Below are 22,741 nucleotides of genomic sequence, written 5' to 3' on the forward strand. Positions count from 1 at the left end.
AGCCGTTGCATGGTATGCAACGGCTGTTGCCCGTCTTGCCCTTGACGGTGGGTTCAGGCCAAGGTTGCTGTCACGACCGGGGCAACCGACGACCTGAGGTGCGGCATGGACAGGGAGGCACCGGCGGCGCGAAGGGGAACTCCCCTGACCGGGCCGCGGTCCGGGGGCGGCTGGAGCCGGCGCCGGTTCGTCGGGGCCGTGGCGGGCGCGGCGGCCGTGGTCGCGGTGCCGTCCCCGGCGGCCCCGCCGGCCGGCCCGCCGGCCGTGGCGGACGAGCCCGGGGCCGACCCTCCTGCCCGGAAGGTGTCCGGGCCGCGTCCGCTGTACGTGGGCAGCTACACCTCCGTCGACGGCGGCGGCACCGGCATCGGGCTGGCCGCCTACGACCCGGCGAGCGGCCGGATCACCGGTTCCGGCACGCTCAACGGCGTCCCCGACCCGTCGTATCTCGCCGTCCACCCGGACGGCCGCACCCTGTACGCGGTGGACGAGCGCGAGGACGGCGCCGTGACGGCGGTACGCCTCGCGGACCGACGGGTGCTCGGTGCCCGCGGCACGGGCGGCGCGGGTCCCTGCCATCTGTCGGTGCATCCCTCGGGGCGCTGGCTGCTGAGCGCCGCCTACGGGTCGGGGAGTGTCGCCGTGCATCCGATCGACGCCTCAGGGGCCCTCGGCGAGCGCACCCACCTGGTCACGCACACCGCTCCGCCACCCGGTCCCGGGCAGCAGGGACCGCACGCGCACCAGTTCCTCACCAGCCCGGACGGCGGCCATGTCCTCGCGGTCGACCTCGGCACGGACACCGTCTACAGCTACCGCCTCGACCAGGCGACGGGCACCCTGACGGAGGTGGCGCAGGCGCACACGCGGCCCGGGGCGGGGCCGCGTCATCTGACCTTCCATCCGGGCGGCCGGTCGGCGTATCTGGCCAACGAGGTGGACGACACGGTCGCCGTCTGCGGCTACGACCCCGCGTCGGGCCGGCTGACGATCGGCGAGCCGCAGCCGACCGGCTCGGACGGGGGCACCAACTATCCGGCGCAGTTCGTGGTGACGGCGGACGGCCGGTTCGCGTTCCTGGCCAACCGGGGCCACAACAGCCTCGCGCGGTACGCGATCGAGGCCGACGGCGCCCGGCTGCGGCTGCTCGGCACGGTGCCGGTGGGCGGGGACTTCCCGCGGCAGATCGCCCTCTCGCCGGACGGCGGGCTGCTGTTCGCGGCGAACCAGCGCTCGGGTACGGTCACCGTCTTCCACGTGGACCGGGACAGCGGCGGGCTCCGGTCGGCCGGCGAGCCGTTCGCCTCACCCGTCGCCGTCTGCGCGCTGCCGCTGTAGCGCGCGGGGGCAGGCCGCGGCACCGGCCTGCGCCAGCAGGGCGTGCATCCGCTCGGTGAGCTGGGCGACGTCGTCGGCGGGCGTGTGGAAGGGCAGCCGTACGTCGCCGTGGGCGCGGGTGCGCTCGATGCGCAGGGTCAGGCCGTGCCGGTCGACGGCGAGGGGCAGCACGCGGGTCGCGGCGTGCAGGCTCTCCGGGCGCACGAGGCGGGTCAGCCGCTCGACGGCGTCCGGGTGGGCGTCGGCGAGGTGGGTGAGGAGCCGGGCCTCGGCCTCGGCGAGCGGGTCGGGCCGGGCGGCGGAGAACTCGTCGAGGCCGACGACCACGGCCCCGGAGGACTGCCGCAACACCACCCGCGTGGGCCTCAGCACCAGGGCGCCGCGGTCCGGGGCCAACCAGCCGGCGAGGTAGAGCCGGGCCCGGATCCGGCCCCGGACCGGTACGGGCGCCACGTCGGCGAACTCCAGCACGGCGGAGGGTTCCTGGCGCGGGGCGCACAGGGCCGCCGCGAACAGGGCGCTGTCGTCGGGCACCGTCAGCCGTACCGCGCCGTCGCCGGTCACGGTGTGCGCGCCGACGTGCTCCTCGCGGGCACCGTCCGCGGTCACCGCGCACGACCAGGCGGCGGCCAGCACCGACCGCGCCCGTTCCGCCGCGCCGGGTGCGGCCGTCCAGTCCTGCGTGTCACCCATCCCGAGACCTCCTTAGGTAAGCCTTGCCTAACCTATCGGAGATCGGGGCGCACGCCAACCACACCCCCACCGGCGTGCGGGATCAGGCGATGACGCCCAACAGCGCCCGGGCGCACAGGTCGCGCACCTGCTCCAGGGTCAACTCGCCGTCGCGCAGCCACTCCAGGCACACGGCCGTGGTGAAGGCGAGCCAGCCGCGCACGGCCAGGCGCACCCGCGGAGCCTCCCCGAAGGCGGGTCCGAACTCGGGGTCGGCGGCGAGGGCGGCGAGGATCTGCCGCTCCTGGGCGGCCAGGGCCCGCCGGTAGACCCGGCGTACGGCCTGGTCGCCGGCCGCGTCGGCGCGGTGGAAGGCGCGGAAGCCGTGCGCGTGGGCCTGGACGTAGGCGAGGTAGGCGTCGAGGCCCACGGTGAGCTGCTCGCGCACCGGCACGCCGGGCACACCCGCCGTCATGCGCAGCATCCGCTCGCTCTCGCGCTCCACGACCGCCGCGAAGAAGTCCCGCTTGGTCGGGAAGTAGTGGTAGAGCAGCCCCCGGGAGACCCCGGCGATCTCGGCGACCTGCTCGATCCACACGTCGTCGTAGGGGCTCTCCGAGAAGAGCTTCGCGCCGACCGACAGCAGCTGCTCACGGCGCTCCTCGGTGCTGAGGCGGCGCCGGACGCGCTCCCCCTGGTTCGCGGGCATGGCGTCACTTTACTTGACGTGAGTTCAACAAGCGGCCCACACTGAACGCGTTGTTGAACCCACGTACAACACGCGCGTTCAGGGATCAACGTCCGCTGGATCAAAGGAGATCGGCGTCATGGCGGGGACAGCGGGGACGAAACAGACGGCGGCGAGGGAACCGGGCCGGGCGAAGGGCTTCCGGAGCGCCGAACAGGGCTGGCCCGAGCTGCACCGCATCCCGCATCCGCCGCGCCGGGTGCCGCTGCTCGGCGATGTGCTCGGGGCCGACCGGCGCAGGCCGTTGCAGGACTCCATGCGCTTCGCGCGCGAGCTGGGGCCGGTGTTCCGGCGGCGTGCCTTCGGCAAGGAGTTCGTGTTCGTGTGGGGCGCGTCGCTGGTCGCGGACCTGGCCGACGAGTCCCGGTTCGCCAAGCACGTCGGGCTGGGCGTGGCCAATCTGCGGCCGGTCGCCGGGGACGGCCTGTTCACCGCCTACAACCACGAGCCCAACTGGCAGCTGGCGCACGACGTCCTGGCGCCCGGGTTCAGCCGGGAGGCCATGGAGGGGTACCACGGCATGATGCTGGCGGCCGCACAGCGGCTGACCGATCACTGGGACCGTGAGGCGGCGGCCGGGCGCGGGGTGGACGTGCCCGGCGACATGACGAAACTGACCCTGGAGACCATCGCACGCACCGGCTTCGGGCATGACTTCGGCTCCTTCGAGCGGGACCGGCCGCACCCCTTCGTGACCGCGATGGTCGGCACCCTCACCTACGCCCAGCGCCTGAACAGCGTGCCCGCGCCGCTGGCCCCGCTGCTGCTGCGCGCCGCCGCCCGGCGCAACGCCGCCGACATGGCGTACCTCGACCGCACGGTCGACGGCCTCGTCGCGGCCCGCCGCCGCTCCGGACGCGGGGAAGGCGACCTGCTGGACCGGATGCTCGAGACGGCGCATCCGGAGACCGGCGAGAAGCTGTCGGCGGAGAACGTCCGCAAGCAGGTGATCACGTTCCTGGTCGCGGGCCACGAGACCACCTCGGGCGCGCTCTCCTTCGCCCTGTACTACCTCGCCCGGCATCCCGAGGTCGCCGCCCGCGCCCGCGCCGAGGTGGACCGGGTCTGGGGCGACACCGAACGGCCCGCCTACGACCAGATCGCCAGGCTGCGCCATGTGCGCCGGGTGCTGGACGAGTCGCTGCGGCTGTGGCCGACCGCGCCCGCCTTCGCCCGCGAGGCCCGCCAGGACACGGTTCTCGCCGGCGAGCATCCGATGCTCAAGGGCGCCTGGGCGCTCGTCCTCACCCCGATGCTGCACCGCGACCCGCAGGTGTGGGGCGAGGACGCCGAACGCTTCGACCCCGACCGCTTCGAGGCGGCGGCCGTACGGGCCCGTCCCCCGCACACCTTCAAGCCCTTCGGCACCGGCGCACGGGCCTGCATCGGCCGCCAGTTCGCCCTGCACGAGGCGACCCTGGTCCTGGGCCTGCTGCTGCGCCGCTACGACCTGTCGGCCGACCCCGCCTACCGGCTGAGCGTGACGGAACGGCTGACGGTGATGCCGGACGGCCTGCGGCTGCGCCTGGAGCGGCGCCCGGCGCCGACGCGGGCCCCGGCGCCCATCTCGGCGCTGCATGAGGCACCCAGTACGCCGCAGGCCTGTCCCGCGCACGGTGTGGACGCGCCCGCAGGCACGGGGGAACTCGCGGGGCGGGCGACGGAAACCGGCGAAGCCGCGCCGGTCACCGTCCCGGCCGACGGTTGTCCGGTGCGCCGGCCTGCGCGCTGATCCCGGCAGCCGCGCCGGGCCGCTGTCGACGCCTCCTGCGGCTCAGGCGCCCGCCGTCCAGTGCGCCGGGCGCGTCACCGACGCCGGCAGTCGGGTGCCGGCGCTGCCGCGGGCGGCGTTGAGCTGGGGCTGGGTCAGGAAGAACGCGCCGGTGAGGTCCGCGTCGGTCAGGTCGGCGTCGCGCAGGTCGGCACCGATCATGTCCGCGTCGCGCAGATCGGCACCGGTGAGGTCGGCGGCGATCAGGTAGGCGCCGCGCAGGCTCGCCCCGCGCAGATCGGCGCCCCGCAGCCGGGCGCCGATCAGGTCCGCGCCCCGGCGGTCCTTCGCCTTGCCCCTGCCCTTCTTGCCGCTCCGGGCGTCGGCGGCCCCGGAGCGCGCCAGCTCGCTGGTGCGCAGGAGCAGCAGGTTGACCTCATGGCGGTGCGCGGGCACGTCCAGCGCGGCCAGTTCCTCGGGGGTCAGCAGGGTCAGCCGCTCGGTCTCCTCCAGCGCCCGCCGCAGTTCGGGACGGACCGGGCGGGCGGCGGGCAGCCCGAGCGCCTCAGTCAGGTACCACAGCAGTTCGTGCAGCTGCCGTACGACCGGGAACACGTCGAGCATCCGGCGGGCGTGCTCCTTCGACCCCGTACGCCAGTCCTGGCCGCCGAAGGTGACCTGCGAGACCTTCTGGCCCGCGCCGAAGCAGTCGTAGACCGTGCAGCCGGTGAACCCCTTCGTCCGCAGGTCGGCGTGGATGCCGCAGCGGTGGTCGCCCTGCAGGTTCGGGCACGGCTTCCCGGCGGGCTTGTTCAGCGCGAAGTCGGCGGACGCGGCGAAGGGCAGGGCTACGCAGCACAGCCCGAAGCAGCGCGCGCAGTCCCCACGCAGCTCCGAGAGGTCCGCTGTCTGATCTGGCATACGGGACAGCCTACTGGGTCGCCTCGTCCCGGAACCGGCAGGATCGTGCAGGTCAGCGGTATGCCAGCGGTTCGATCGCCTTCACCACCCGGGCCGCGCCGTCCTCCCCGGCCAGGTGCGCCGCGGCGGTCGCGGCGGCCCGGCTGTACGACTGCTGACGCACCACCCGTTCGAGCGCCTCGGCGAGCCGGCCGGCGCTCAGGCCGGCGAACGGGACCGGCTCGCAGGCGGCGCCGATCGCGGCGAGGCGCGCCGCCCAGAACGGCTGATCCGCCATGACCGGCACGGGAACGGACGGGATCCCGGCGCGCAGCGCGGCGGCCGCGGTGCCCGCTCCCGCGTGGTGGACGACGGCGGCGAGCCGTGGCATGAGCAGGGCGTGCGGCGTCTCGCCGATGGTCAGCACGTCGTCGCCGTCGGCGGCGAGCCCGGCGGCGCCCGACTGCAGGATGCCGCGCAGCCCCGCGCGCCGCAGGGCTTGGACGGCGATCTCGCTCAGTCGTTCGCCCTGACCGTTCGCCATGGACCCGAAGCCGACCAGGACCGGCCGGGGCCCGGCCCGCAGGAAGTCCTCCACGGCACCGGGCAGGTGCTCACCGGGACCGACGTGGGGCCAGAAGGGGCCGGCGACCTCCAGTCCGGGCCGCCAGTCGGCGGGCCGTGCCACGAGGGCCGTGCTGAAGCCGTGCAGCACGGGCCAGTTCTCCCGCTCCCGGCGCCGGCGCATCGCCACCGCGGACAGCGGCGACAGCCCGAGGTCGCGCCGCAGCTCGGTGACCGCCGGCGCGAAGACACGGTCGGCCATGCGCAGGGCGAACCGGCCGGCCGCCCGGTTACCGGCCCGGCCCAGCGACCGCATGGTCGTGATGACCGGCGGGAAGTCGCCGGTGGGTGCCGCGGGCTGGAGGTAGACGCCGAGGCTCGGGGTTCCGGTGGCCTCGGTGAGATGCCAGCCGAGCGGGGCCGTCGTGGCCGACAGCAGCAGCAGATCCGTGCCCTCGGCGACCGCGTCGGCGAACCCCCGGCCGAGTTCCGTGACGAACGCGGCGGCAGTGCGCATCAGTTCCCGTCCGCTGCCGCCCCGGCCGTGCCCCCGCGGGTCGGCCGGCAGCCGCCGGAAGCCGAGTCCGGCGCCCTGTGCGAGCGGGGCGAAGGCGTCGGTGGTGGCCAGCGTGACCTCGTGCCCGGCGGCGGCCAGCGCCGCGCCGAGACCGGTGTAGGGCGCGACGTCGCCGCGTGATCCGGCCGTGGCGATCAGGATTCTCATGGGTGCTCCTCGGAATCGGTGCGGGAGCCGTCGTGGCGGGCGGCGTTGGCGTGGATCGCCTTGCCGGTGTAGGCGGCGAGGCCGGGCCGGCCGTGGGACGGCGGGACGAGGAGGGCGAAGGCGCGCGGGTCGGCGATGAGGTCGTCCGCGATGCGCCGGTGCATGTCCGGCGGGCACGGGGCGAACCAGCGGGAGAGATGGCGGCGGTGCTCCTCGGCGAGGTCCATCGCCCGCTCCTCGTCGGCGGGTTCGCCCGCGTCGAAGGCGGCGATCAGCTCGCCCCGCCAGGCGGCGGCCTCGCTCATGAGCTGCCGCCAGTCCTCCTTGGTGTGGGCCCCGGCCCGTGCCATCGCCTCGCGGTACGCCGCCGAGTTCTGCCACTTCTGCCGTGCGTGGGTGGCGTAGCTGAGGTCGAAGGAGATCTCGCCGAAGACCTCGAAGCGCTCCTCGGGGGTGAGCGCCACCCCCGTGCGCTGCACCTCGATGGCCTGTTCGGCCACCTCGGCCAGGCGCTCCAGCCGATCGATCTCCGTGCGCAACTGCCGCTGCCGCGCGCGCAGCTGGTGCAGGGCGTTGGCCTGCGGGTCGCGCAGGATGAGGGCGATCTCGTCGAGCGGGAAGCCCAGTTCGCGGTAGAAGAGGATCTGCTGGAGCCGGGCCAGGTCGGCGTCGCCGTAGGAGCGGTAGCCGGCGCGGCTGCGTTCGCCGGGTGAGAGCAGGCCATGCTTGTCGTAGTGGTGCAGCGTCCGCACGGTCACCCCCGCGAACGCCGCCACCTCCCCCACCGAGTAGCCCATGTGTCCGCCCTTTCGTCCGCCCACAGCCTCAAGCCTGACGTAAGGGGAGGGTCAACCCGGCGCGGCCCCGCGCGGTTTCGCGGGGCGTTGCCTCAGACGTCGTCGCGCGCCAGTGCCAGCAGGCGGTCCAGGACCCGCGGTGCGCCCACGCGGAGACCGTCGTGTTCGAACTCGTCGGTGACCCAGGTGCGCAGGCCCCGGACCGCGCGGGCGGTCTGCAGGGAGTGGGTGGCGTCGACGTACATGTCGTCGTGGAAGACCGCTGCGGCGACCGGGACGTCGTTGACGGCGAGGCGGGCGGGGTCGTAGAGGGGCTGCCAGTCGGTGCGGGCGGCGAGCAGGCCGGCCGTCTCGCGCAGCGGGCGCAGCGCCGGGTCGGTCTCGAACATCCACGGGTGGACGGTCTCGCCGGTGAAGAGGACCGGTGTGTCTCCGGCGAGCGCCTTGGCCGCGTCGAACTGCGGGAACTCGGCGCGGATCCGCTCAGCGGCCCAGGCCGTCGGGCGGGCGTCCTGGCCGTAGATCGACTCGTGGACGAGCGCGTAGAGGGGGTGCGCGGCGTGCGACAGCAGGGACTGGGCCTGCTCCTGGAAGGCGTCCGACAGCTCGTGGCCGCCCGGTGTGCGCACGAAGGCGTCCTCCAGGAGGTGGTGCAGCCGGTGGCTGCCGTCGCTCATGCCGAGCATCAGCCCGAGGGACTGGAAGGCCTCGACGGTGAACCGGTAGCCGTTCGGGAGGACCACGTCGCGGCTGAGGAGGTGGTCGGCGATCCGGCGGGCGCGTTCCACGTCCTGCGGGTAGCGGGCGTAGTGCGCGGTGACCTTGCGCTCGGTGCGCGGGTAGGCGGCGCGGTAGACGTCGTCGGCGTGGGCGTGCAGTGAGGGCAGGCCGCCGGTGATGACGGCGGTGGCGAGGCCCTCGGGGGCGTGGGAGAGGTACGACACCGTGCAGAAGCCGCCGAAGCTCTGGCCCAGCACGGTCCACGGGGCGCCGCCGGTGACCTCGGGGCGGATGGTCTCGCAGTCCCGGACGATGGAGTCGGCGCGGAACCGGGTGAGGTAGTCGGCCTGCGCGGCGGGGCCGCCGCGCAGCGGGAGCGTCTGCCGGTTGGCGGGCGTGGAGCTGCCGGTGCCGCGCTGGTCGAGCAGCAGGACGCGGTAGTCCTGCAAGGCCCGGTCGAGCCACGCCTGACGTCCGACGAAACGATTCGCCCCGAAGCCTGGGCCGCCCTGGAGGTACAGCAGCCAGGGCAGTTCCTGTCCTGCCTTGTCGCTCGCCACGGCCTCGCGGGCGTACAGCTCGATCCTCTCCCCTCCCGGGTCGGCGTGGTCGAGGGGCACGGTGAAGCGGCGGTCGGTGAGGATGACGCCGGGCTGGCGGTAGCTGAGGCTCAACGGGTCTCTCCGGACGGGTGGGACGGACGCATCCCAGTTCAGCACATGACCGGCCGCGCGCCGACCCCTGGGATCATGGATTGTTACTGAACTTCCGGTCAGCGCCGGCCGGGATACGGCTCAGCGTGCGACGAGGCTGGAACGGCGCACCAGGCCCTGGGCAACGTCCTGGTCGAGGCCCGGACCCATGGGCCGGCCGGCGACCTGGCCGCGATGCGCCGGCTGCTCACCCGGACCCAGCCGCTGACCCGGTACGCGCCCCGCGGCGACGGCGCCCGCTGGCGGGAGGCCGAGGCGCGGCTCGCCACGCGGTGAGGCCGTCTCCCCCCGGAGGTGTCCGCCCACTACCCTGCACTCGTCCGATGACCGACCCGAAGGAGCCGCGATGCGTGTCGCCCTGTTCCTGACCTGTGTCAACGACACGCTCTATCCGGACACCGGCCGTGCCGTGGTGAAGCTGCTGACCAGGCTGGGTGTCGAGGTCGACTTCCCGATGGGCCAGAGCTGCTGCGGACAGGCGCACTACAACACCGGATACCGGCACGAGGCCGAGCCGCTGGCCCGGCACTTCTCCGATGTCTTCCGGGAGTACGAGGCGATCGTGACCCCGTCCGGCTCCTGCGGGGCGATGGTGCGGGAGCTGTATCCGCGGATGGGCGAGCGGGCCAGGGCCGAGGGGCGCGGGGACTCGCTGGCACGGACCCTGGCACCGGTGGTGCACAAGACGTACGAGCTGACGGAGTTCCTGGTGGATGTGCTGGGCGTGACGGATGTGGGCGCCTCCTACCCGCACACGGTCACCTACCACCCGACCTGCCACGGACTGCGCGGCCTGGGCCTCGCGGACCGGCCGCGCCGGCTCCTGCAGGCCGTCAAGGGGCTGGAGCTGGTCGAGTTGCCGGGTGCCGAGGAGTGCTGCGGGTTCGGTGGCACGTTCGCGCTGAAGAACGCCGAGGTGTCGGCGGCGATGGGCGCGGACAAGGTGCGCGCCGCCGAGTCGACGGGTGCTCAGGTGCTGTGCGCGGCCGACAACTCCTGTCTGATGCACATCGGCGGCACGATGAGCCGGCTGCGGACGGACATGCGGCCGGTGCACATCGCGGAGATCCTGGCGAGCACGGAGGAGGAACCGGCGGCATGAGCGGAACGTTCGTCGGCATGCCGGCCTTTCCCGAGGCGGCGCGCGCAGCGGTCCACGACGCCACCCTGCGGGGCAACCTGCGGCACGCCACGCACACCATTCGTGCCAAACGGGCCCGCGCGGTGGCCGAGTTGGACGACTGGGCGGCGCTGCGCGAGGCGGGCCGCCGGATCAAGGACCACACCCTGCGCCATCTCGACCGGTATCTGGAGCAGTTGGAGGAGTCGGTCACCGCGGCGGGCGGCACGGTCCACTGGGCCGCCGACGCCGAGGAGGCGAACCGGATCGTCGCGGACCTGGTGAAGGCGACCGGCGAGTCGGAGGTCGTCAAGGTCAAGTCGATGGCCACGCAGGAGATCGGGCTCAACGAGGCCCTTCTCACAGAGGGCGTCCACGCCTACGAGACCGATCTCGCCGAACTGATCGTGCAGTTGGGCAGGGACCGGCCCTCGCACATCCTGGTGCCGGCCATCCACCGCAACCGGGGGGAGATCCGGGACATCTTCCGCTCCGAGATGGGCGCGTGGGGCCGCCCGGCTCCCGAGGACCTGACCGACACGCCCGCCGAGCTCGCCGAGGCGGCCCGGCTGCACCTGCGCGAGAAGTTCCTGCGGGCCAGGGTCGGCATCTCCGGCGCCAACTTCATGGTCGCCGAGACCGGCACCCTGGTGGTCGTCGAGTCCGAGGGCAACGGCCGGATGTGTCTGACCCTCCCCGAGACGCTGATCTCGGTCGTCGGCATCGAGAAGATCGTGCCCACCTGGCGGGACCTTGAGGTCTTCCTGCAGACCCTGCCGCGCTCCTCCACCGCCGAGCGCATGAACCCGTACACGAGCATGTGGACCGGCACGACGGACGAGGACGGGCCCCGGGCCTTCCACCTGGTCCTGCTCGACAACGGCCGCACCGACGCCCTCGCCGACCAGGTGGGGCGCCAGGCCCTGCGCTGCATCCGCTGCTCGGCCTGCCTGAACGTCTGCCCCGTCTACGAGCGGGCCGGCGGGCACGCCTACGGCTCGGTCTACCCGGGCCCGATCGGCGCGATCCTCAGCCCCCAGCTGCGGGGCACGGCGAGCGAGATCGACGCCTCGCTGCCGTACGCGTCGAGTCTGTGCGGCGCCTGCTACGAGGTGTGCCCGGTCGCCATCGACATCCCCGAGGTGCTGGTGCATCTGCGGGAGCGGGTCGTCGAGGGCGGCCCGGCGGTGCGGCAGGGCAACAAGGTGGTGCTGAAGCCCGCCCGGGGGCACGCGGCCGAGCGGGCGGCCATGCGCGCGGCACGCTGGGCGTTCACCCACCCCGGCGCCTTGCGCGCCGGTCAGCGGCTCGCCTCCCGCACCCGCCGGCTGCACCCCCGTACGCTGCCCGGCCCGGGCCGGGCATGGAGCGGCACCCGGGATCTGCCGGCCGTGCCGGCGGAGCCGTTCCGGGACTGGTGGCAGCGCACCCGCGCTGGAAAGGACGGCGCCGAGTGAGCAGCAGGGACAGGATCCTGGGACGGGTGCGGCGGGCGCTCGCCGATGTGACACCGGACGAGCGGCCGTACGGGGAAGCGGTCCCCCGGGACTACCTGCGCGTGCACGGGGAGCGGACGCCGGAGCAGACGGTGGAGCTGCTGGCCGCGAACCTGGCGGACTACCGGGCGGTCGTGCACCGCGCCGACGCGGAGGGACTGCCGCTGCTCATCATGCGGCTGCTGGCCGAGCGCGGCGCGCAGCAGGTGCTGGTGCCGCCCGGGCTGCCGACGCAGTGGACGGCCGCCGCGGACGCGGTGCGGATCCACGACCGGGCGGAGCACACACCGCAGCGACTGGACCGGGTGGACAGCGTGGTGACGGGGTGCGCGGTGGCGATCGCCGAGACCGGCACCATCGTCCTGGACGGCTCCCCCGACCAGGGCCGGCGCCGCATCTCGCTCGTCCCGGACCATCACATCTGTGTGGTGCGCGTGCCCGGCCAGGTCGTCTCCTCGGTCCCGCAGGCCCTCGAACGCCTCGACCCGGCACGCCCGTTGACCTGGATCTCCGGCCCGTCGGCCACCAGCGACATCGAGCTGGACCGGGTGGAGGGGGTGCACGGTCCGCGCACGCTGGAAGTGATCCTGCTGAGCTGACCGGGCGCCCGCCACGCCGCCATCCCTTCGGCCGTCCGGAGCTGGATCGATTCAGAGCGGCGCTGTGTATGTTTCCACGGGCACGCCAGGGCTGACCTGATTCGTTTCACTCCACCCGGAGGGCGTGCCGCGGACGGCACCGTTAGCGTGAGGGAATGATCCGGTTCGAGCACGTCACCAAGCGGTATCCGGACGGTACGACGGCCGTGGACGACCTCTCCTTCGAGGTGGCCGAGGGGGAGCTGGTCACGCTCGTCGGCCCGTCGGGCTGCGGCAAGACGACGACCATGATGATGGTGAACCGGCTGATCGAGCCGACCTGCGGCCGGATCCTGGTCGACGGCGAGGACATCGCCGGCGTCGATCCGGTGCGGCTGCGCCGCCGTATCGGGTACGTCATCCAGCAGGTGGGCCTCTTCCCGCACCGCACCGTCCTGGACAACACCGCGACCGTGCCCGCCCTGCTCGGCTGGAAGCGCGCCAGGGCACGGGCGCGGGCCGCCGAACTGCTCGATCTGGTGGGGCTCGACCCACAGACGTACGGACCCCGCTACCCGGAACAGCTGTCCGGCGGGCAGCGGCAGCGGGTCGGCGTGGCGCGGGCGCTCGCGGCGGATCCGCCGGTGCTGCTGATGGACGAGCCGTTCGGCGCGGTCGATCCGGTGGTGCGCGAGCAGCTGCAGGACGAGTTCCTGCGCATGCAGGCCGCCGTGCGCAAGACGGTGCTGCTGGTCACGCACGACATCGAGGAGGCCGTCCGGCTCGGGGACCGCATCGCCGTCTACGGACAGGGCCGGATCGAGCAGTTCGACACGCCGGGCGCGGTGCTCGGGGCGCCCGCGACCGCGTACGTGGCCGGTTTCGTGGGCGCGGACCGGGGGCTGAAGCGGCTGTCGGTCACCCCGATCGAGCCGGACGACCTGGAGCAGCCGCCCGTGGCCCGCCTGGACGAGCCCGCCGGACGGGCCGTCGAGCGGCTGCGGGCCGAGGGCGCGCGGTGGGCGGTCGTGCTCGACACACACGGGGATCTGCACGGCTGGGCCGGCATCGAGGAACTGTCGGCGGGCGGCCGGGTCGGGGACCTGGCCCACCGGATGACCGCCTGGGTGCCGGTGGGCGCACCGCTGAAGCAGGCGTTCGGGGTGATGCTCCAGTACGACGCCGGATGGGTCGCGGTACTGGACGGCGCCCGCTTCCTCGGTGTGCTCACCCCGGCGAAGCTGCACGAGGCGCTGCGCCGTTCGGTGGACGCGGACGCGCGGGGTGTGACGCGGGGACAGGTACCGTTCGACTCGGTGGCGGACGCCTGACGCCGCCCGGCCCGGGGTTCCGTTCTCCGCTACGTCAGCAGGCCCTTGTCCTTCAGGTAGGTGCGGGCCACGTCGGCGGGCAGCCGCCGCCAGCTGTCGACCTGCTGGTTCATCCCGGCCAGGTCGCGCGTGGTGAGGACGTCGTTGAGCCTGCCGAGCGCCTTGGCCACGCGGTCGCTGCCGGCCCGGGAGCGGTTGACGACCGGGACCAGGTAGTCGGCGTTCTGCAGGTGCCTGTCGTCGGCGAGCAGGACCAGGCCGAAGGAGTCGAGCGTGGCGTCCGTGGTGGTGGTCAGCACCATCTGGTCCCGGCCGTCCTGCACGGCCCGCTTCGCCTGGGTGGTGCCGACGCCCTTGGGGTCGACGCCGGTGATGTCGATGCCGTACACCTTCCTCAGTCCCGGTTCGCAGTACGGCCGTTGCACGCACTCGTCCCCTGCGGCGAGCCGTACCTCCAGCTTGGCGGCGCCCAGGTCGCTGAGGGTCGTGAGGCCGTGCGCGCGGGCGTAGGCGGCGCTGACCGCGAAGGCGTTCTGGTCGACCGCCCGGCCGGGCGGAAGGACGGTGAGCCCGCGGGGCGTGGCGAGCGTGCGCAGGGCCTTCATGGTGGTGGCGAGGTCGGGTGAGCCGACCGGTTTCGCGTCGGCGCCGTGGGTCTTGGCGTTCAGCCAGTCGGCGAAGGTGGCCGCGTACTCGGGCACGACGTCGATCTGGCCGGACTCCAGCGCCGGTTCGTACAGCTCCCGGTTGGCGACCGTGAGGATGGAGGTCTTGTAGCCGGCCTGGTTCAGCAGCTGGGCGTACATCTGGGCGAGCAGATCGCTCTCCGTGAAGCCGGCCGAGCCGATGGTCAGGTGGTGACTGTCACCGGGCGGCGCGGTGACCTGCCCGCGGTCCTCCAGGGAGGGGCCCGTGGCGCAGGCGGTGGCCGTGAGGAGGGCGACCACCGCGAAGATCCGTCTCACCGGCGCCCCCGGTCCGACAGAGGCTCTCCGCACCGGCCACCCCGGGCCGGCGGGAACTCTCCGCATCGGCCGGCCCGGAGCAGCAGCCGCTCTGCTCGTCGGCCGCCCCGCGCCGGCGGGAGCTCCTCTCATCGGCCGGCCCTCGTCCAGGTCGGTGCCAGCCTCTCGGCGAGTTCGAAGACGCCCTCGACGACGAGTGCGAACGCGGCGACGAGCAGGGCGCCCGCGACGACCTGGGGTGTGCTGGCGAGGTTGAAGCCGGCGGTGATGATCCGGCCGAGGCCGCCGCCGCCCGCGAGCGCGGCGATGGTGGCGGTGGCGACGAGCTGGACGGCGGCGATCCGCACCCCGTTCAGGACCATCGGCAGCGCGAGGGGCAGCTCCACGCGCAGCAGCATCTGCCGTCCGGTCATCCCCATGCCCCGGGCCGCCCCCACGACGCCGCGGTCGACCTCGCGCATCCCGACGTAGGCGTTGGTGAGCAGCGGTGGGACGGCGAACAGCACCAGGGCCACCACCGTGGGCCCCTCGCCCCATCTGCCGACCGGCGTCAGGAGCAGCAGGACCAGGACGGCGAAGGTGGGCACGGCCCGGCCGACGTTGGAGATGTTGACGGCGAGCGCGCCGCCCCTGCCGAGGTGGCCGAGGACCAGGGCGACGGGCAGCGCGACCAGACAGCTGAGGACCAGGCAGACCACGGTGAGCACCAGGTGCTGGAACAGCCGGTGCCGGACGCCGTCGTCGCCCGACCAGTGCGCGGGGTCGGCGAGCCAGTGCCAGGTGGCCGTGAGCGTGTTCATGCGCGGTCTGCCTTCGCCCCGGCGGCTCTCACATGGGCGCGCCCTCGCCGGGGAGCCGCTCGGGCACGGCCCGCCCTGGTCCAGGGCGCGATCAGCCACTGCACCCCCAGCAGGAGCAGGTCGGCGGCGACGGCGATCAGTACGCACAGCACGGACGCGGTGAGGACCTGGGCCTTGAAGTAGGTGTTCATGCCCGCGTAGATGAGGTTGCCGAGGCCGCCGAAACCGACGATCGCGCCGACCGTGACCAGGGACACCGCCGAGACGGTGGCGATACGCAGGCCGGCCATGGCGGCGGGCACGGCGAGGGGCAGCTCCACGGTGAGCAGCAGGCGGATCGGGCCGTAGCCGAGGCCGCGCGCGGCCTGCCGGGTCTCCTCGGGGACCGCGCGCAGGCCCGCGAGGATGTTCCGGACGAGCAGGGTCAGCGAGTACAGCACGAGCCCGGCGACGACGAGGGTGGCCGAGAGGCCGTACAGGGGCAGGAGCAGGGAGAACATGGCGAGGGACGGGATGGTGTAGAGGATCGTCGTCACGGCGAGGACGGGACCGGCCGCCCAGCCCCAGCGACGGGCCAGCACCGCGAGGGGCAGGGCGATGACCAGGCCGACGAGGACCGACAGGGCGGTCAGCTGAAGGTGCTGGACGACCGCGTCGAGGAGGATCTGGCGGCGGGTGCTCAGATAGGCGCCGCAGATCCATTCGTTGCGCGCGAGGCAGTCGTCCGGGGGCGCGGTCACGGTTTCATTGGACCGGGTGGGCGAGGCGGGCGGCGCGTTGGGCTGCCCCGTACGGGTGCGCTGCGCCTACGGCCCCGGGCCCTCCTTGGCGGTGCCCTCCCCCGGGGCGCTAGTCCATCCCCGCCGCGTCCAGCAGTGCCGTCACCGTCGTCGTGGCCAGGCCGTCGCGCAGGTCCTCCACCTTCGCCCCGGCCCGGGCGCTGGCCCCGTCGAAGACCAGCAGGAGCTGGCGGGCGAGCAGGTCGGGATCGCGGGCGCCGCCGCGCTCGGCCTCGGCGCGGAAGGTCGCCGCCAGCCGGTCCTTGACCGTGCGGGCCACCACACTCGCCGGGTGCTCCGGATTCTTCAGCTCCACCAGGACGGCCAGATAGGGACAGCCGTGGTAGCCGGCGTCCCGGGAGGACCGCTCCAAGCGTGCGAAGACGTACAGGATGCGCTCGCGCGGGGTGGCGGCCTCCGGATCGGGGTGCGCGAGCTGGGCGTCGTACCAGGGGCCTCGCCGTTCCAGGCTCGCGGCCAGCATCGCGTCCTTGCTGTCGAAGAGCTGGTACATGGACCGCTTCGAGACGCCCGCCTCCCGGCACAGCGCCTCGATGCCGACGGAGACGCCGTCGCGGTACGACAGCCGGGCGGCCGCGTCGAGCAGCCGGTCACGCGGGGACAGCTTGTCCGTGGAGGCCATGCGGCGAGGTTAACCGGACGGCGGACGAAAGGAAACCGATCGGTGTGTACCGCGCGGCGTCCAGGGCGGTCTCCGCCGGATCCACGTGACAGATCGACTGAACAAGCGCTTAGATAGGAGCCTGGACACCCTTTCCGACACCGCCGGAGGCCCCGTTGTTCACGTCCGTCGACGACGTCTCCGCCCGCCTCGCCGAGACCGGTTACCTCGCCTCACCCGCCGTCGCCACGACCGTGTTCCTCGCCGACCGGCTGGGCAAGCCGCTGCTGGTGGAGGGCCCCGCCGGGGTCGGCAAGACCGAGCTGGCCAAGGCCGTCGCCCAGGTGGCCGGCGCACGGCTCGTCCGGCTCCAGTGCTACGAGGGCGTGGACGAGTCCCGGGCGCTGTACGAGTGGAACCACGCCAAGCAGCTGCTGCGCATCAGCGCCGGCCGCGACGAGAGCTGGGACGAGACCCGCACCGACATCTTCAGCGAGGAGTTCCTGCTCCCCCGCCCGCTGCTCACCGCCATCCGGGGCGAGGAGCCGACGGTCCTGCTGATCGACGAGACCGACAAGGCCGACGTCGAGATGGAGGGGCTGCTCCTGGAGGTGCTCAGCGACTTCCAGATCACGGTCCCGGAGCTGGGCACGGTCACCGCGACCCGCCGCCCGTTCGTCGTGCTCACCTCCAACGCCGGCCGGGAGCTGTCCGAGGCGCTGCGCCGCCGCTGCCTGTTCCTGCACATCGGCTTCCCCGAGGAGGAGCTGGAGCGGCGGATCGTAGGGCTGAAGGTGCCGGGCCTCGGCGCTGCGCTGACCGAGTCGGTGGTGCGGGTCGTGGGGGCGCTGCGGGCCATGGACCTGCGCAAGGCGCCGTCCGTCGCCGAGACCGTCGACTGGGCGCGCACCCTGCTGGCCCTGGGCGCCGACACGCTGGACGAGACGGTCGTACGGGACAGCCTCGGGGTGATCCTCAAGCATCAGGACGACATCCAGAAGGCGGCGGCGAAACTCGACCTGGACGCGCTGTGACCGCGCTCGCCGAGCGGATCACCGGGCTGGTCGGGGCGCTGCGCGCGCACGGGGTGCGGATCGGCACGGGCGAGACCGTGGACGCGGCCCGTGCGCTGGAGGCGCTGGGGCTCGCGGACCGGGAGCGGCTGCGCGAGGGGCTGGCCGCCACGCTGCTGCACGGACCGGGGCAGCGGGCGGTGTTCGACCCCGTCTTCGACCTGTACTTCCCGCGCGGGGTCGGCGGCCCGGACGGCGCCGCCACGGACCGCGAGGCACTGCGCGACCGCCTGGCCCAGGCCCTCGCGGCCGACGACCGGGCGCTGATGGCCCGGTTGGCGGCGGAGGCCGTCGACGGCCTCGGCGGATACGGCAGTTCACCCGGCTCGGACGGCTGGTCGGCGTACCAGACCCTGGACCGGCTGCGCCCGCAGACCCTTCTGGCCCGGGTGCGGGCCGATGTCCGGGGCCGCGAGGGGAGCGGCGGCGGCTTCGCGGACCGGCTGCTGGACGACGAGATCCGGCGCCGGATCGAGGCCTTCCGGCGGATGGTAGGGGCGGACGCGCGGCGCCGTGTCGCCGAGCGGCGCGGGCCGGACGAGATCGCCCGGCGCGGTGTCGTCCCGACCGCGGACCGGGTGGACTTCCTGTTCGCGAATCGGGACCAACTGGCCGAACTGCGCAGGGCGGTTCAGCCGCTCGCGCGCAAGCTCGCCACCCGGCTGGCCGCGCGCCGCCGCCGTGCCGCGCGCGGTACCGTCGACCTGCGCCGCACCCTGCGTTCCTCGCTGTCCACGGGCGGGGTGCCGATGCGGCCGGTGCTGCGCCGGCGCCGCCCGGTCCGCCCCGAACTGGTGCTGCTGTGCGATGTGTCCGGCTCGGTGTCCGGCTTCTCGGACTTCACGATGCTGCTGGTGCAGGCGCTGCACGACCAGTTCAGCAAGGTCCGGGTGTTCGCCTTCGTCAACCGGCTGGACGAGGTGACCGGGCTGCTCGACCACGGCCGCGCCGACCCCGGCGGGCTCGGCGCCCGGATCCGCGCCGAGGCCACGCTCACCGGCTGGCACGGCAGCAGCGACTACGGCGTGGCGCTGGGCGAGTTCGCCGAGCGGTACGGCGAGGCGGTGGGCCCGCGCACGACCGTGTTCGTCCTCGGCGACGCCCGGACGAACATGGGCGACCCGAACCTGGCCGCCGTGCGCGATCTCGCCCGGCGGGCCCGCCGCCTGTACTGGCTGAACCCCGAGCCGCGCGCCCAGTGGGGTACCGGCGACTCGGCCGCGCCCGCCTACGCCGAGCTGGCCGAGATGCACGAGTGCCGTACGGCCCGTCAGCTCGGCGCGCTGATCGCCCGGCTGCTGCCGGTGTGATCGACTGGCCCGAACGACCGCGATCCGCACCCGGTCGGCACTGATGGGCACCTGATCGGCACCTGCCCGGCGCCTGATCCGCATCGAAGGACGTACGCCATGAGCCACTCCCCCGTACCGCTCGGTACCTTTCCCACCCCCCTCGAACCGGCGCCACGGCTGGCCGCCGCGCTCGGGCTGGGAGCGGAGGACCTGTGGATCAAGCGGGACGACCTGACCGGCCTGGGCGGCGGCGGAAACAAGATCCGCAAGCTGGAGTGGACGGTGGGCGCGGCTCTCGCCGAGGGCGCGGACACGCTCGTGACCACGGGGGCGCCGCAGAGCAACCACGCCCGGCTGACCGCCGCGGCGGCCGCCCGGCTGGGGCTGACCGCGGTCCTCGTGCTGCGCGGCACGCCGGGCGCCTCGCACTCCGGGAACCTCGCGCTGGACGGGCTGTTCGGGGCACGGCTCGCCTGGGCGGGCCAGGTGGACCAGGCGGGACTGGACGCGGCGGCGGCCGAGGTGTGCGCGCGGCTGCGGGCCGGCGGGGCCCGGCCCGCGCTGATCCCGTTCGGCGGGTCGGGTGTGCGGGGCGCGCGGGGCTATGTGCGCTGTGGCGAGGAGCTGGACGAGCAGCTGCCGGAGCTGCGGACGGTGGTGGTCGCGCTCGGCTCGGGCGGCACCATGGCCGGACTGGTCGCGGCCCTGGGCGCCGGTTCGGTGCTCGGCGTCGACGTGGGCGCCCTGGCCGACCCGGCGGCTGCCGTGGTGGCCTTCGCGGCGCCGCTCACCACGGAGAAGGTCACGGCCGGGGGGCTGCGGGTGCGCCGGGACCAGGTGGGAGCCGGGTACGCGACGCTGACCGGCCCGGCGGGCGAGGCGCTTCGGCTCGCGGCGCGTACCGAGGGCCTGGTCCTCGACCCGGTCTACACGGGCCGGGCCCTCGCCGGACTCCACGCGGCCGTCCGCGACGGTGCCGTCCGGCCGGGTGAGAAGACGGTGTTCTTGCACACCGGCGGCCTCCCCGGCCTGTTCGGCCACCCGGAGGCGGTCGCCTTCGCACAGGAGGGGGCGGGGGACTTCGAGGGGTGAGGGCGGCCTTCGAGGGGGCGCTGCGGGTCGAGGCGAGGCGGTGACGGGCGGCGGCGCTTCCCCGGGCGACGCAGGGGTACGCCACCGGGTACGGACACGGAGACCGGGCCGCACCGCGGGCGGCCCGGTCCCGGGGCGGGCGCGCTGCCCGTCCTGTCAGCCCTTCGCGTACTCGTTTGCCATGGTCCCGGCGAAGTCGAAGACCACCACCTGTTCGTCGCCCACCACCCAGGCGTCGTGCCCGGGCGGGCACACGAAGACGTCGCCGGGGCCGACCTCGGACTCGCCGCCGTCGTCCATGCGCAGGTGCATCCGCCCCCGCAGCACATAGCCGTTGTGGTGGACCATGCAGCTCTCGGTGCCCGCGATCGGCGCCACGGACTCCGACCAGCGCCACCCCGGTTCGAACGTGCCCACCGCGAAGTCGAGCCCGGTCAGGTGCAGCGCTTCGAGGTGGCCACGGGGGAAGTCACGCCGTTCGTCCGGCTTCTCGACCGTCTTCACTTCCAGCATGACGGTGTCCTCCCTTCCAGCCGCTGACCGCGGCCGGGGCCGGCCACCGTCCCCCGGCGGCCTCCGACGGCACCGGCGCTGCGGCGGCGGCCTTGACCCACGCCACCATCGTCGGCCCCACACGGGTACGCCGCCATTCGGGCCGGACAACGATGTCTGCCGAGGAGCGGGCGCGACGGCGCCCGCCGCCGAGGGGGGCCCTCCCCCGGGCGGGACACGCCCTCACGCCGGGGCGGTGACAGGGGCCGTGCGCTCGGCGCGGCGGACGGCGAACAGGGCGGCGGCGTAGGCGAGGTCGAGCAGGAAGCAGCCGACGTACAGATAGCGCATGAGGGCGGTTTCATGGCGGGGCACCGCGTCGGGGTCGGTGAGCAGCGCCAGGGAGGCGCAGGCCGTGCCGACGAGCTTGGTCACCGCGATGCCCGGGGACTGGCCGCGCGTGCCCCGGCGGCCAGCGAGCATCGCGAGGAACATCCCGGACATCGCCAGGTTGCTGCCGAACGCCGTGATGGCGCCACCGCCCGCGTCGAACTGCTCCGAGGCGTAGTTCATGCCCGGATAGGCGAAAGCGAGCAGCGTGACGAGCGCGGGGAGGTACAACCGGCGGGGAAGACAGGGGAATTCGGACCGGCCGAAGCGTACGAGCGTGTAGCCGACGGCCAGGTCGAAGCAGAACCACACGACGTTGACGACGTGCATGAGCCCGGCCGGGGGCCGCACGAACGCGAACATGAACTCCCAGCTGATGTTGGTGGCGAAGGCGACGACGGGCATCCCGAACGTGCGCTCCCGCAGCCCTGTCCTGATCAGCAGCACATACGCCGCCGTCCAGAACACCCCCGTGCCGAACAGGAACGCCGTGTGCATGGGACCCCCCGCCAGTCGGCCACCCGGTGTGCGGCGATGACCACTCTGGCACGGTGACCGCCGCGAACACAGCGGAGATCGCGCCGGACGGCACCGGCGAGCCGTCCGCGGCCGGCGCCCGACGCGTGGAAGCGGGGCGGCACTTGCTTGCGGGTGCCGACCGTAGGCTGGCGTGCCAGGTGTCCCATCCGACCACCCGAAGGTGACCATGTTCGCGACCTCCCTCGGCACCGACGGCGCCGAACTGTGCCCCCTCCAGCCCTGGCACGCCGGGGAGTTCCTCGCCCATGTGGACCGGGGCCGGGAGTTCATCGGGCGGTTCAACGGACTGCCGGACGTGGTGACGGATCTGGCGGCCGCCCGGTCGTTCCTGACGGCGTACGCCGACAAGGAGACGGCCGACGCGGGGCTCATCCGGGGGATCCGGCTCGACGGAACCCTGGTCGGCGCGGTGATCCTGCGCCGGATGGACGTCCCGCAGGGAACGGCGGAGGCGGGCTGCTGGCTGGAACCGGCCGCGGTGGGCCGGGGGCTGGTGACCCGCTCGGCGCGGCTGCTCATCGACTGGGCGATCCGGGAGCGGGGCATCCACCGAGTGGAGTGGTGGGTGTCGGCGGGGAACGCCCCCAGCATCGCGGTCGCCCGGCGTCTCGGCATGCGCAGGGAGGCCGTGCTGCGGGAGAGTTACCGGTACCGGGGCGAGTGGCACGACGAGGAGATCTGGTCGGTGCTGGCGCCGGAGTGGAGAGGCGGGTCCGGGACGCGGACCGATGAGGGGACGGGCGAGGCCGCGGCACGGACCGACGCGGGGACAGACGAAACCGCCGCGTGGACCGACGCAGGGACGGGCGAGCGGGTGCCCCGCGCCGGGGCGTGAGATCGGCCCGAGCACGGCCTGGTCACCGGCCCACGGGAAATTCCCGGTCGTCGCCTGCAACCTCGGCCGGGGTCGGACGTCTGTCCGGGTGGAGGCCTCCACTTCGACCCGATGTCCGATCCCGAACGACCGAAGGAATCCATGTCCGCACACCGTGCATCCCGCCCCGGCCGTGCCCGCACCCTGCGTTCCGCCTTGGGGGTCTCCGCCGTGGGCGCGGCACTGGCCGTCGCCGGCACCCTGACCGCCCAGGCGGCCCAGGGCGGCAGCCATGCCGCGGCCCACACCGCCACCGCCACACCGGAACCGGCGAAGGGCCACGCGACCCCGTCCCCCGTCCCCTCCCCGGTCCGCACCGCAACCCCCTCCCCCGTACCGTCACCGGTCCACACGGCCACCCCCCCCCCCCTACCCTCCCCGGTGGGCACCGCGGCCCCCTCCCCCCTACC

22 protein-coding genes and 2 pseudogenes are annotated in these 22,741 nt (G+C 74.0%); 12 read left to right on the forward strand and 12 right to left on the reverse strand.

Annotated features, from left to right (window positions below):
• Positions 1-105 precede the first annotated feature (105 nt).
• Positions 106-1,338 (forward strand): lactonase family protein, encoded by a 1,233-nt coding sequence (locus IO33_RS0134525; protein WP_209438962.1) that lies wholly within the window; start codon positions 106-108, stop codon positions 1,336-1,338.
• On the opposite strand, the gene IO33_RS0134530 is transcribed toward IO33_RS0134525, so the two are convergent.
• Both IO33_RS0134530 and IO33_RS0134535 read right to left on the reverse strand, forming a co-directional pair.
• Entirely contained in the window at positions 1,306-2,031 is a 726-nt protein-coding gene (locus IO33_RS0134530; RefSeq protein WP_031172435.1) for a DUF2470 domain-containing protein, read from the reverse strand. The two genes, IO33_RS0134525 and IO33_RS0134530, sit on opposite strands and share 33 nt — an antisense overlap.
• Positions 2,032-2,113: 82 nt before the next feature.
• The gene (locus tag IO33_RS0134535; protein ID WP_031172437.1) at positions 2,114-2,719 is read right to left on the reverse strand and encodes a TetR/AcrR family transcriptional regulator; all 606 of its coding nucleotides are present in this window, start codon (positions 2,717-2,719) and stop codon (positions 2,114-2,116) included.
• A 118-nt stretch (positions 2,720-2,837) separates the two neighbouring features.
• Between IO33_RS0134535 and IO33_RS0134540 the strand changes: the two genes are divergently transcribed.
• Positions 2,838-4,490, forward strand: coding sequence for a cytochrome P450 (locus IO33_RS0134540; RefSeq protein ID WP_078964009.1), 1,653 nt, complete (start codon positions 2,838-2,840; stop codon positions 4,488-4,490).
• Positions 4,491-4,532: 42 nt separating this feature from the next.
• Here IO33_RS0134540 and IO33_RS0134545 read toward each other — a convergent pair whose 3' ends face one another.
• From IO33_RS0134545 to IO33_RS0134560, 4 genes are all read right to left on the reverse strand, one after another.
• Positions 4,533-5,390: a pentapeptide repeat-containing protein gene (locus IO33_RS0134545; RefSeq protein WP_031172441.1), complete on the reverse strand. Its 858-nt coding sequence runs from the start codon at positions 5,388-5,390 to the stop codon at positions 4,533-4,535.
• Between the two features lie 52 nt (positions 5,391-5,442).
• A complete protein-coding gene (locus IO33_RS0134550; protein WP_031172443.1) occupies positions 5,443-6,657 on the reverse strand; it encodes a nucleotide disphospho-sugar-binding domain-containing protein in 1,215 nt (404 codons plus the stop codon).
• On the reverse strand, positions 6,654-7,454 hold the full coding sequence (locus tag IO33_RS0134555) for a MerR family transcriptional regulator (protein WP_031172445.1): 801 nt from the start codon (positions 7,452-7,454) through the stop codon (positions 6,654-6,656). Before IO33_RS0134555 ends, IO33_RS0134550 begins: the two co-directional genes overlap by 4 nt.
• Positions 7,455-7,546: 92 nt before the next feature.
• Positions 7,547-8,848 carry an alpha/beta fold hydrolase gene (locus IO33_RS0134560; RefSeq protein ID WP_031172447.1) on the reverse strand — a complete coding sequence of 434 codons (1,302 nt, stop codon included), beginning with the start codon at positions 8,846-8,848 and terminating at the stop codon, positions 7,547-7,549.
• Positions 8,849-8,989: 141 nt separating this feature from the next.
• Here IO33_RS0134560 and IO33_RS49720 point away from each other — a divergent pair.
• The 5 genes and pseudogenes from IO33_RS49720 to IO33_RS0134585 form a co-directional block, all read left to right on the forward strand.
• A pseudogene (locus tag IO33_RS49720) lies at positions 8,990-9,163 on the forward strand (rhamnulokinase); the annotation flags it as partial.
• A gap of 70 nt (positions 9,164-9,233) precedes the next feature.
• The gene (locus tag IO33_RS0134570) at positions 9,234-9,989 is read left to right on the forward strand and encodes a (Fe-S)-binding protein (protein WP_031172449.1); all 756 of its coding nucleotides are present in this window, start codon (positions 9,234-9,236) and stop codon (positions 9,987-9,989) included.
• Positions 9,986-11,464 carry a LutB/LldF family L-lactate oxidation iron-sulfur protein gene (locus tag IO33_RS0134575; protein WP_031172451.1) on the forward strand — a complete coding sequence of 493 codons (1,479 nt, stop codon included), beginning with the start codon at positions 9,986-9,988 and terminating at the stop codon, positions 11,462-11,464. The genes IO33_RS0134570 and IO33_RS0134575 overlap by 4 nt, the downstream gene beginning before the upstream one ends.
• The gene (locus IO33_RS0134580) at positions 11,461-12,102 is read left to right on the forward strand and encodes a LutC/YkgG family protein (protein WP_031172453.1); all 642 of its coding nucleotides are present in this window, start codon (positions 11,461-11,463) and stop codon (positions 12,100-12,102) included. The genes IO33_RS0134575 and IO33_RS0134580 overlap by 4 nt, the downstream gene beginning before the upstream one ends.
• Before the next feature lie 155 nt (positions 12,103-12,257).
• Positions 12,258-13,412 carry a betaine/proline/choline family ABC transporter ATP-binding protein gene (locus tag IO33_RS0134585; protein WP_031172456.1) on the forward strand — a complete coding sequence of 385 codons (1,155 nt, stop codon included), beginning with the start codon at positions 12,258-12,260 and terminating at the stop codon, positions 13,410-13,412.
• Between the two features lie 29 nt (positions 13,413-13,441).
• Here IO33_RS0134585 and IO33_RS0134590 read toward each other — a convergent pair whose 3' ends face one another.
• From IO33_RS0134590 to IO33_RS0134605, 4 genes are all read right to left on the reverse strand, one after another.
• A complete protein-coding gene (locus tag IO33_RS0134590) occupies positions 13,442-14,368 on the reverse strand; it encodes an ABC transporter substrate-binding protein (protein WP_037686724.1) in 927 nt (308 codons plus the stop codon).
• A 137-nt stretch (positions 14,369-14,505) separates the two neighbouring features.
• The gene (locus IO33_RS0134595; RefSeq protein ID WP_031172458.1) at positions 14,506-15,177 is read right to left on the reverse strand and encodes an ABC transporter permease; all 672 of its coding nucleotides are present in this window, start codon (positions 15,175-15,177) and stop codon (positions 14,506-14,508) included.
• The gene (locus IO33_RS0134600; protein ID WP_078964010.1) at positions 15,174-15,917 is read right to left on the reverse strand and encodes an ABC transporter permease; all 744 of its coding nucleotides are present in this window, start codon (positions 15,915-15,917) and stop codon (positions 15,174-15,176) included. Before IO33_RS0134600 ends, IO33_RS0134595 begins: the two co-directional genes overlap by 4 nt.
• Before the next feature lie 109 nt (positions 15,918-16,026).
• Positions 16,027-16,599 (reverse strand): TetR/AcrR family transcriptional regulator, encoded by a 573-nt coding sequence (locus IO33_RS0134605; RefSeq protein ID WP_031172461.1) that lies wholly within the window; start codon positions 16,597-16,599, stop codon positions 16,027-16,029.
• A 155-nt stretch (positions 16,600-16,754) separates the two neighbouring features.
• On the opposite strand from IO33_RS0134605, the gene IO33_RS0134610 reads away from it, so the two are divergent.
• The 3 genes from IO33_RS0134610 (at position 16,755) to IO33_RS0134620 (ending at position 20,035) form a co-directional block, all read left to right on the forward strand.
• Entirely contained in the window at positions 16,755-17,612 is an 858-nt protein-coding gene (locus IO33_RS0134610; protein WP_031172463.1) for an AAA family ATPase, read from the forward strand.
• Positions 17,609-18,961 carry a VWA domain-containing protein gene (locus tag IO33_RS0134615; RefSeq protein WP_031172465.1) on the forward strand — a complete coding sequence of 451 codons (1,353 nt, stop codon included), beginning with the start codon at positions 17,609-17,611 and terminating at the stop codon, positions 18,959-18,961. Before IO33_RS0134610 ends, IO33_RS0134615 begins: the two co-directional genes overlap by 4 nt.
• 99 nt (positions 18,962-19,060) lie before the next feature.
• The gene (locus tag IO33_RS0134620) at positions 19,061-20,035 is read left to right on the forward strand and encodes a pyridoxal-phosphate dependent enzyme (protein WP_031172467.1); all 975 of its coding nucleotides are present in this window, start codon (positions 19,061-19,063) and stop codon (positions 20,033-20,035) included.
• Between the two features lie 156 nt (positions 20,036-20,191).
• Here IO33_RS0134620 and IO33_RS0134625 read toward each other — a convergent pair whose 3' ends face one another.
• Positions 20,192-20,548, reverse strand: coding sequence for a cupin domain-containing protein (locus IO33_RS0134625; protein WP_031172470.1), 357 nt, complete (start codon positions 20,546-20,548; stop codon positions 20,192-20,194).
• A gap of 222 nt (positions 20,549-20,770) precedes the next feature.
• Positions 20,771-21,415, reverse strand: coding sequence for a transmembrane-type terpene cyclase (locus IO33_RS0134630; protein ID WP_031172471.1), 645 nt, complete (start codon positions 21,413-21,415; stop codon positions 20,771-20,773).
• A 208-nt stretch (positions 21,416-21,623) separates the two neighbouring features.
• Between IO33_RS0134630 and IO33_RS0134635 the strand changes: the two genes are divergently transcribed.
• The gene (locus IO33_RS0134635) at positions 21,624-22,292 is read left to right on the forward strand and encodes a GNAT family N-acetyltransferase (RefSeq protein ID WP_245235947.1); all 669 of its coding nucleotides are present in this window, start codon (positions 21,624-21,626) and stop codon (positions 22,290-22,292) included.
• A gap of 141 nt (positions 22,293-22,433) precedes the next feature.
• Positions 22,434-22,741, forward strand: a pseudogene (locus tag IO33_RS51410) (hypothetical protein); the annotation flags it as partial.

This window comes from Streptomyces durhamensis (genome assembly GCF_000725475.1).
In the GTDB taxonomy this organism is placed as follows: Bacteria; Actinomycetota; Actinomycetes; order Streptomycetales; family Streptomycetaceae; genus Streptomyces; species Streptomyces filipinensis.